General features: G+C 72.1%; 5 protein-coding genes. 3 read left to right on the top strand and 2 right to left on the bottom strand.

Features of this window, described 5'->3' with window-relative positions; genetic code table 11:
• Positions 1-50 precede the first annotated feature (50 nt).
• The gene (katG, locus tag ACFU7Z_RS28985; RefSeq protein WP_380780649.1) at positions 51-2,267 is read right to left on the bottom strand and encodes a catalase/peroxidase HPI; all 2,217 of its coding nucleotides are present in this window, start codon (positions 2,265-2,267) and stop codon (positions 51-53) included.
• 301 nt (positions 2,268-2,568) lie between these two features.
• Here katG and ACFU7Z_RS28980 point away from each other — a divergent pair, with 301 nt between their 5' ends.
• Positions 2,569-2,982 carry a Fur family transcriptional regulator gene (locus ACFU7Z_RS28980; RefSeq protein ID WP_049650746.1) on the top strand — a complete coding sequence of 138 codons (414 nt, stop codon included), beginning with the start codon at positions 2,569-2,571 and terminating at the stop codon, positions 2,980-2,982.
• Positions 2,983-3,095: 113 nt separating this feature from the next.
• Complete coding sequence (locus ACFU7Z_RS28975) at positions 3,096-3,716, top strand: L-threonylcarbamoyladenylate synthase (RefSeq protein ID WP_049650747.1); 621 nt, start codon at positions 3,096-3,098, stop codon at positions 3,714-3,716.
• 45 nt (positions 3,717-3,761) lie between these two features.
• Here the strand turns inward: ACFU7Z_RS28975 and ACFU7Z_RS28970 are convergent, their stop codons facing one another.
• The gene (locus ACFU7Z_RS28970; RefSeq protein ID WP_380780647.1) at positions 3,762-5,063 is read right to left on the bottom strand and encodes a cytochrome P450; all 1,302 of its coding nucleotides are present in this window, start codon (positions 5,061-5,063) and stop codon (positions 3,762-3,764) included.
• A gap of 259 nt (positions 5,064-5,322) precedes the next feature.
• Here ACFU7Z_RS28970 and ACFU7Z_RS28965 point away from each other — a divergent pair, with 259 nt between their 5' ends.
• Entirely contained in the window at positions 5,323-9,267 is a 3,945-nt protein-coding gene (locus ACFU7Z_RS28965; protein WP_380780645.1) for a hypothetical protein, read from the top strand.
• Positions 9,268-9,291: the final 24 nt, after the last annotated feature.

Here is a 9,291-nt window from a genome sequence, read left to right as displayed (position 1 = left end):
AGCCCGGGGTCGACACCCCGGGCTCCCGCCGCGTCAGCCGCGGGTGCGGATCACGCCAGGTCGAAGCGGTCCGCGTTCATGACCTTGGCCCAGGCCGCGACGAAGTCCTCGACGAACTTCTCCTTGGCGTCGTCGCTCGCGTACACCTCGGCGACGGCCCGCAGTTCGGCGTTCGAGCCGAAGACCAGGTCGGCGCGGGTGCCGGTCCACTTCACCCGGCCGGACTCGTCCCGGCCCTCGAAGGTGTGCGCGTCCTCCGAGGTGGCCTTCCAACTGGTGCCCAGGTCCAGCAGGTTGACGAAGTAGTCGTTCGTCAGCACGCCCGGCGTCCCGGTGAGCACCCCGTGCGCGGACCCGCCGTGGTTGGCGCCCAGCACGCGCAGGCCGCCGACCAGCACGGTCAGCTCGGGGGCGCTGACGCCCAGCAGGTTGGCCTTGTCGAGCAGCAGGTACTCGGCCGGCAGCCGGTTGCCATTGCCGACCCAGTTGCGGAAGCCGTCCGCCTTGGGCTCCAGCGCGGCGAAGGACTCGGTGTCGGTCAGCTCCTGCGGCGCGTCCACCCGGCCGGGCTCGAACGGCACCTCGACGGCCAGGCCGGCCGCCTTCGCGGCCTGCTCGACGCCGACGCCGCCGGCCAGCACCACCAGGTCGGCGAGCGAGACCTGCTTCTCGCCGGCCTGCGCGTTGAACTCCCGCTGGACGCCCTCCAGGGCGCGCAGCACCGTCGCCAGCCGGTCGGGCTCGTTGACCTCCCAGCCGATCTGCGGCTGGAGCCGGATGCGGCCGCCGTTGGCGCCGCCGCGCTTGTCGCTGGAGCGGAACGAGGAGGCGGCCGCCCAGGCGGTGGAGACCAGCTCGGACACCGACAGGCCGGTGGCGGTGATCCGCCGCTTGAGGTCGGCGACGTCGGCCGCGCCGATCCGCTGGTACGTGACCTCCGGCAGCGGGTCCTGCCAGAGCAGGTGCTCGGCGGGGACCTCCGGGCCGAGGTAGCGGACGACCGGGCCCATGTCGCGGTGGGTCAGCTTGTACCAGGCACGGGCGAAGGCGTCGGCGAACTCCTCCGGGTTCTCCAGGAAGCGCCGGGAGATCGGCTCGTAGACCGGGTCGAAGCGCAGCGAGAGGTCGGTGGTGAGCATGTTCGGGGCGTGCCGCTTGCCCGGGACGTGCGCGTCCGGCACGGTGCCCTCGCCGCCGCCGTCCTTGGGCTTGTACTGCCAGGCGCCGGCCGGGCTCTTGGTGAGCTCCCACTCGTAGCCGAACAGCGTCTCGAAGAAGCTGTTGTCCCAGGTGATCGGGGTGGCCGTCCAGGTGACCTCCAGACCGCTGGTGATCGCGTCGGCGCCCACGCCGGTGCGGAAGCTGCTCTTCCAGCCGAGGCCCTGCTGCTCCATGGGGGCGGCCTCGGGGTCCGGGCCGACGTTGTCGGCCGGGCCGGCGCCGTGGGTCTTGCCGAAGGTGTGGCCGCCGGCGATCAGCGCGACGGTCTCCTCGTCGTTCATCGCCATCCGGTAGAAGGTCTCGCGGATGTCGCGGGCGGCGGCGAGCGGGTCGGGGTTGCCGTTGGGGCCCTCGGGGTTGACGTAGATCAGGCCCATCTGGACGGCGGCCAGCGGGTTCTCCAGCTGGCGGTCGCCGGTGTAGCGCTCGTCGCCGAGCCAGGTGGTCTCGGGGCCCCAGTAGACGTCCTCGTCCGGCTCCCACTCGTCGACCCGGCCGCCGCCGAAGCCGAAGGTCCGGAAGCCCATGCCCTCCAGGGCCACGTTGCCGGACAGGATGATCAGGTCGGCCCAGGACAGGGCGCGCCCGTACTTCTTCTTCACCGGCCACAGCAGGCGGCGGGCCTTGTCCAGGCTGGCGTTGTCCGGCCAGCTGTTCAGCGGGGCGAAGCGCTGCTGGCCGCCGCCGGCGCCGCCGCGGCCGTCGCTGATCCGGTAGGTGCCGGCGCTGTGCCAGGCCATCCGGATGATGAAGGGGCCGTAGTAGCCGAAGTCGGCCGGCCACCAGTCCCGCGACGTGGTGAGGGCCTCCTGGATGTCCCGCTTGACGGCCGGGAGGTCGAGGGTCTTGAAGGCCTCGGCGTAGTCGAACTCCGCGCCGAGCGGATTGGCCACGGCGGGATTCTTCGCGAGGATCTTCAGATTGAGCCGTTCCGGCCACCACTGGCGGTTCCCGCCGCCCTGGGTGGGGTGCGGCGCGCGCCCGTGGTTCACCGGGCAGCCCTCCGCGTTCGCCTCTACGCCGGTTGCATCGTGGTTGTCAGACATGGGAATCCTTCCCTCACAAGGCGGATCACGGTGTCTTCATCTGCTACCTACGGCACCTACTGCTGCGGTCTGGCCTGGTGCGCCCCGTGGTGTTCCCGCTCGGCACCGCGCACGGCGGTGACGGGAGTGGTGCCGGGAGTCACGTGCTGCTGCTGTCCAGGCTAGCGCCGGAGCCGATCCTACGGTGGACGGAATCCAAGTCAAGAAAGACACCAAGCCCATATCCGATCGGGATCCGGAGGGCACCGGAAGCGCATTGGTAAACTCCGGTCCTCCCCATTACCTGAATAGGTGAACCGATATGAGTGACCTCCTGGAGCGGCTGCGCGGGCGCGGCTGGCGCCTCACCTCCCAGCGGCGTGTCGTGGCCGAGGTCCTGGACGGCGAGCACGTGCACCTGACCGCCGACGAGGTGCACGCCCGGGCCGCCGAGCGCCTCCCGGAGATCTCCCGGGCGACGGTCTACAACACGCTCGGCGAACTGGTCACCCTGGGCGAGGTCGTCGAGGTCGCCACCGACGGGCGCGCCAAGCGCTACGACCCGAACGCGCACCACCCGCACCAGCACCTGGTCTGCACCGGCTGCGGCGCCATCCGCGACGTCCACCCGCAGGGCGATCCGCTGGCCGACCTGCCGGCCGAGCAGCGCTTCGGGTTCGTCGTGGCGCAGGCGGAGGTCACCTACCGGGGGCTGTGCCCGGACTGCGCGGGCTGACCGCTCCGGCGGCCGGCCGTCCGCCCTGCCCGTACCCGCTGGCCGTACCCGCTGCCCGTACCCGCTGGCCCGCCGTGCAGCGATCGGGGGCCGGGATCGCTTAGGGTCGACCAATGGCGAAGTACTTCGACGTGCATCCAGAGTCCCCCCAGCCGCGCACCATCGGCTCCGTGGCCGCCGGCCTCCGTTCCGGGGACCTCATCGCGTACCCGACCGACTCCTGTTTCGCCCTGGGCTGCCAGCTGGACAACCGCGACGGCCTCGAACGGATCCGGTCGATCCGGCGCCTCGACGACCGCCACCACTTCACCCTCATGTGCATGGACTTCGCCCAACTGGGCCAGTTCGTCCACATCGACAACAACGTCTTCCGCGCGATCAAGGCCGCGACGCCGGGCAGCTACACCTTCATCCTCCCCGCCACCAAGGAGGTGCCGCGCCGCCTGCTGCACCCGAAGAAGAAGACGGTCGGCGTCAGGATCCCCGACCACGTCGTCACCAGGGCCCTGCTCGCCGAGCTCGGCGAGCCCCTGGTCTCCAGCACCCTGCTCCTCCCCGGCGAGGACGAGCCGATGACCCAGGGCTGGGAGATCAAGGAGCGGCTCGACCACCAACTGGACGCCGTGCTGGACTCCGGCGACTGCGGCACGGTGCCGACGACGGTCGTCGACTTCTCCAGCGGCGAGGCGGAGATCACCCGGCGCGGGGCCGGCGACCCCGAGCGCTTCGAGTGACGCACCGGGCGCACCGGGCACACCGGACGCATCCGGAGGGCGGTCTCAACCCCACTGGACCCACAGTGACTTGAGCCCGTTCTGGAAGTTGGAGACCAGCCGCCGCGGCGGCCGCCCCGGCACGAGCCCGAGCCCCGGCAGCCGCTCGACCAGGCAGCGCAGGGCCGACCTCAGCTGCAGGCGGGCGAGTTGGGCACCGAGGCAGAAGTGCGGACCGTACCCGAAACTCACGTGGTCGTTCGGGCTACGGGTGACGTCGAAGCGGTCCGGGTCGGGGAACACCGCCCCGTCCCGGTTCGCGGAGGCGTGGTAGACCACCACCTTGTCGCCCCGCCGGATCGCCCGGCCGCCCAGCTCCACGTCCCGCGTCGCGGTGCGGCGGAAGTCCATGACGGGCGGCCACCAGCGCAGCATCTCCTCGACGGCGGTGGGGACCAACTCCGGTCTCTCGCATAGCAGTTCGTACTGCTCCGGATGGCTCAGCAGGGCGTACAGGCCGCCCGGCAGGCCGTTGCGGACGGTCTCGTTCCCGGCGACGGCGAAGAGGAAGAACATCGTCTCGAACTCCTCGACCGTCAGCCCCGCTTCGAGCGTCCGGGAGAGCAGGCCGCCCGGCGCGGGCCGCCGGGCCAGGCCGTGGGCGTAGGCGAACATGTCCGCCAGGGCGGCGCGGGAACGGGGGTTGACCGGGCGGCCGTCCGGACCGGTCCGAGTGGTCGGACGGCGGGCGAGCGCGGCACGGCCGAGTTCGGTGAGCGCGGCCGGCTCGGCGGTGCCGGAGTGGGCGTAGTCGGCGTCCTGGTAGCCGATCACCCGGTTCGCCCAGTCCAGCAGCAACCCCCGGTCCTGCTCCGGCACACCCATCACCCGGGCCAGCGTCCACACCGGCAGGTCGGCGGCGAGCCGCACGAAGTCCGCACGACCGGCCGGACGCACCTCCTCCACCAGCTCCCGCACCCGCCCGTCCACCGCCCCGGCCAGCTCCGCCAGGGCGCGCGGGGTGAACGCCCCGGCGACGATCCGGCGCAGCCGGGAGTGGTCGGGCGGGTCCTGGTTGAGCATCATCGCCCGCGCGAACGCCAGGTCCGCCGGGGAGTCGGGGTCACGGATCTGCGTCGCCCCCAGGTGCGAGGAGAACAGCTCGGGACTGCGCAGCACGTGCTTCACGTCCGCGTGCCGCAGCACCGCCCAGTACCCCGGCCCGCCCGGCCACCCGCCGACGGGGGGCTCCTCGACCCAGCAGACGGGGGCGAACTCACGGAGTTCCCGCAGGAGTTCGTACGGCACGCCGTGCGCGTAGGCGTCCGGGAGGAAGAGCTGGTTCACGCGCGCCTGATCGAGGGCCATACCGACGGACGGTACGTCACACCACCGGCGGCCGAAACGGCTTCGGCACGAGGAACGGAAGCGGCTGGTCAGGGCCTTCTATCCCGTGGCACCAGCCGTGTACGCCCCGCTAGACTCCGCCCGCTCGATCACATGTGCGCTTTCCGTGCGCACGACCTGTCCAAGGTGGGGGGAGTAGATGAACGTGCTGCCGATCGGCAGACAAGTACGACGAAAGCGAGGGAGAGGAGGCCGCGCAGCCGCCTCCGGAGCCCTCCTGTTGACCGTCCTGGCCTCACTGATGGGCCAGGCCGCCCCGGCCCAGGCCGTGGGAGCCGCACCGACGGCCGCCACCGCCTCGCCGCAGGCGGGCGCCCCGGCGGACCCGGGCGTCAAGCCGGACCCGACCTCGACTCCGGCCGCGGCTCCGAACCCGGCCGCGGGCGAGGGCAGCGCAGCCGCCGCCGCACCGGACCGGAAGGCCGACCAGGAGGCCCTCGCCCAGCAGCTGCGGCAGGCCGACCCGAGCGGCCCGTGCCCGGCGGCGCTGCAGCCCAACACCGTGGCGAGCTGCACCGTCGACCAGAGCGGGACCGCCACCTTCGGCATCGACCTGCCACAGCAGAAGGACCTGCTGCTCGTACAGATCGCCGCCGCCCAGGGATCCCTGATCCCGTCCGTGGTCGCCCCCGACGGCACCGCCGTGACCTGCGACGACCCGGTCGGCCCGAGCTGGGGCAGCAGCCAGTCCCTGCGCTGCGCCACCACCCGGGCCGGCACGTACACGCTGAAGGTCGGCACCGTCACCAGCGCGCCGACCGCGCTCGCGCTCTCGTACCTGCCGCTGCGGTCCACCACCGCCTGCCGCACGATCGGCCCCGCCGACCTCACCCTCGGCGCCCCGACCGTGTACCAGGGCGACCTGGCGCTCGGCTCGGCCGGTGACTGCTACCAGGTGAACGGCCTCGCCGCCGGCGACATGCTCCGCACCGGAGCCACCCTCCGGGGCGCCACCACCGTCGTCTACGACGCCACGGGCACCCCGGTCTGCGACAAGTGGGCCTCCTCCGACTGCCGCCTCACCGGCACCGCCCCGTACCGGATCACCGCCCAGCGCTACAACGCCACCGCCCTGACGTACGACTTCTTCGCGGCGCGGCTCTCCCGCCCGGAGGGCTGCACGCTGGTCGAGCCCCAGGCCTTCGGCGTCTCCCCGGACCCGACCCCGGTCACCCGCTGCCGCACGCTGCGCGTCCCGGAGTCCGCACAGTACGAGTTCGGGACGGTCCTCCAGGGCGACGGCTCCGTCGCCGGCGGGCTGTACACCGCCGACGGGGCCCCGCAGGGCGGGCTCTGCTCCCAGGGCTCCTGCGAGCTGACGCCCGGTGACTACACCTGGGCCGTCGACCCGTACGCGGTCTCCGTGAGCGCGTTCGGCCTGGCGTTCCACTCCGCCAAGGAGACCCGGGGCTGCGTCGCGGCCAACGACACCGGCCTGACGGCCGGCCCGGCCACCGGTACCTTCGGCGGGCCGGGCCAGCAGCTCTGCCTGACCCTGCCGACCGCCTCCGGCAAGGGCGTCTACCTGATCAACCGGCCGCCCGCCGACGGCACCACGGCCGGCGGACGGGTCGTCGACGCCTCGGGCGCCAAGCAGTGCGACATCGGCGACACGACCGGCATCTGCCGCCTGACCGGCACCGCCCCGTTCCGCGTGGTGCTGACCGGCACCCCATCCAAGGCATACGCGCTGGTGATCCACCGGACCGAGGAAACCGCTGGCTGCACCGCCTGGCCGCGGACCGGGTTCGACGGCAGCTGGGGCGTCGAGGTCCCGATGCCCCAGGGCTCACAGGAGGCCGTCTGTCTGAGCCTGCCCGCCGACCAGCACTCCACCACCGAGATGATCGACTACGGCAACCTCAAGAACCAGCTGAACGCCGAGATCACGGTCGTGGACGGTACGGGCAGCCCGGCGTGCTCGTTCATCGCCTACGGCAACTCGGCCAAGTCCTGTGCCCTGACCTACGGCGTCCCGTACACCGCGCTGCTGATCCCGATCCGGACCTGGGAGGCCGACAGCTACAAGCTCACCCGGCGCGACGCGTCCCCGAGCGCACAGTGCCTCACCCCGTCCTCGACGACGGTCGGCGGCCCCTCGCTCCGATTCGACCTCACCTCCGCCCTGGACGCCCGGTGCGTCCGCGTCGACGCCACAGCCGCGGACAAGCTCTGGATCGGCTCGCGGCCGGGCAGGAACGCGTACGGCCCGGGGGTGCTCGCCGCCGTGCTCGACGCCGGAGGGAAGAACGTCTGCACCCAGTGGGGCACCAGCTGCCTGGTCACCGGCACTACCTCGTACACCATGGTCCTGTTCGCGGCCGGCTACAAGGACAAGCCCCTGCACACCAGCGTGGACACCTGGAAGGTCGGCACCGCCGACGGCTGGGCACCGGAGTGCACCGCCCACCCGGTCTCGATCGACGGCTTCCCGCAGCGCAGCGGGGTGTTCACCGAGGACTCGACCGGCTACTGCGCGGTGGTCGACATGAAGCCCTCGCAGTCCTTCAACGTCGCCGGCACCAGCAGCGCCCCCTTCAGCCAGCAGCCCGCCGTCACCCTGCTGAGCGGCACCCACTGGAACCGTGACTACTACGACCACCAGTGCGTCAACTCCAGCGGGTTCAGCGCCCGGTGCCAGACGTTGAGCTCCGCCGACGGCGGCCAGGCCGTCCTGATCGTCACCCCCGGTACCTCGGACCTGCCGGTCGAGTACAGCGTGCAGGGCACCTGCGACTCCTCCTGCCCGCGACCGCAGCCGTGGCCCTTCCTGGCGTCCGTCAGCCCCTCCACCGGGACCGCCGGGACGAGGGTCCAGGCCGTCGTCCGGGGCTCCGGACTGACCCTGGGCAGCAAGGCGAAGCTGGTGGGCAGCGGTGCCTCCGGCACGCAGTTCCTGGAGACCGTCTCGGTGAACGCCGACGGCACCGCGCTCGACGTGCTGCTCGACACCAGGAGCCTGGCGCCGGGTAAGTACAACATCGAACTCGACGGCGTCTACGGGGTCTCGCTCCCCGACGCCTTCACCGTCACCGCCGCCACCACCCCGTCCAAGAGCCGGTTCGTCCCGATCGACCCGGCCCGTTTCCTGGACACCCGGGACGGCACCGGCGCCCCCGCCCAGCGGGTCGGCGCGGGCGGCGTGGTCAGCCTCCAGGTCACCGGCGTCAAGGGCGTCCCGTCGACCGGCGTCACCGCCGTCGTCATGAACGTCACCGCCGTCAACCCGACCGGCTCCGGCCACATCATCGTCTACCCCGACGGCCAGCCGCTGCCGAACGTCTCCAACCTCAACTACGAAGCCGGAAAGATCGTCCCGAACCTGGTGACGGTCCCGGTCGTCAACGGCAAGGTCGACCTGCGCAACAGCGCGGGCGACGTCGACCTGATCGCCGACGTCACCGGCTACTACACCGACGGGGCCGCCGGATCGGCCTTCTCCCCGATCACCCCGGCCCGTTTCCTGGACACCCGGGACGGCACCGGCGCCCCCGCCCAGCGGGTCGGCGCGGGCGGCGTGGTCAGCCTCCAGGTGGCCGGCGTCAAGGGCGTCCCGTCGACCGGCGTCACCGCCGTCGTCATGAACGTCACCGCCGTCAACCCGACCGGCTCCGGCCACATCATCGTCTACCCCGACGGCCGGCCCCTGCCGAACGTCTCCAACCTCAACTACGAAGCCGGAAAGATCGTCGCCAACCTGGTGACGGTCCCGGTCGTCAACGGCAAGGTCGACCTGCGCAACAGCGCGGGCGACGTCGACCTGATCGCCGACGTCACCGGCTACTACGGCGACTCCGGCTCGACCTACTCCCCCACCACCCCCGTCCGGCTGCTGGACACCCGCAACGGTGTCGGCGCCCGAGCCGGAGCGGTGAGCGGCGGCGGCGTCGTCAGCATGCGGGTGACGGGCCTGGAGGGCGTGCCGGCCACCGGCGTCACCGCCGTGGTCCTCAACGTCACGGTCACCGAGCCGACGGCGGACGGCCACCTGATCGTCTACCCGCACGGCACCGACCGCCCCGGCGTGTCGAACCTCAACTTCACGGCCGGGCAGACCAGGGCCAACCTGGTCGTCGTCCCGGTCGTGGACGGCCGGGTGACGTTCTTCAACAACTGGGGTGACACCCACGTGATCGCCGACCTGAGCGGCTACTTCACGGCCTGACCCCGTCCCGCCCGTCACGAACGC

The organism is Kitasatospora sp. NPDC057518 (assembly GCF_042802075.1).
In the GTDB taxonomy this organism is placed as follows: domain Bacteria; phylum Actinomycetota; class Actinomycetes; order Streptomycetales; family Streptomycetaceae; genus Kitasatospora.
This window is presented reverse-complemented; position numbering and strand designations above follow the sequence as displayed.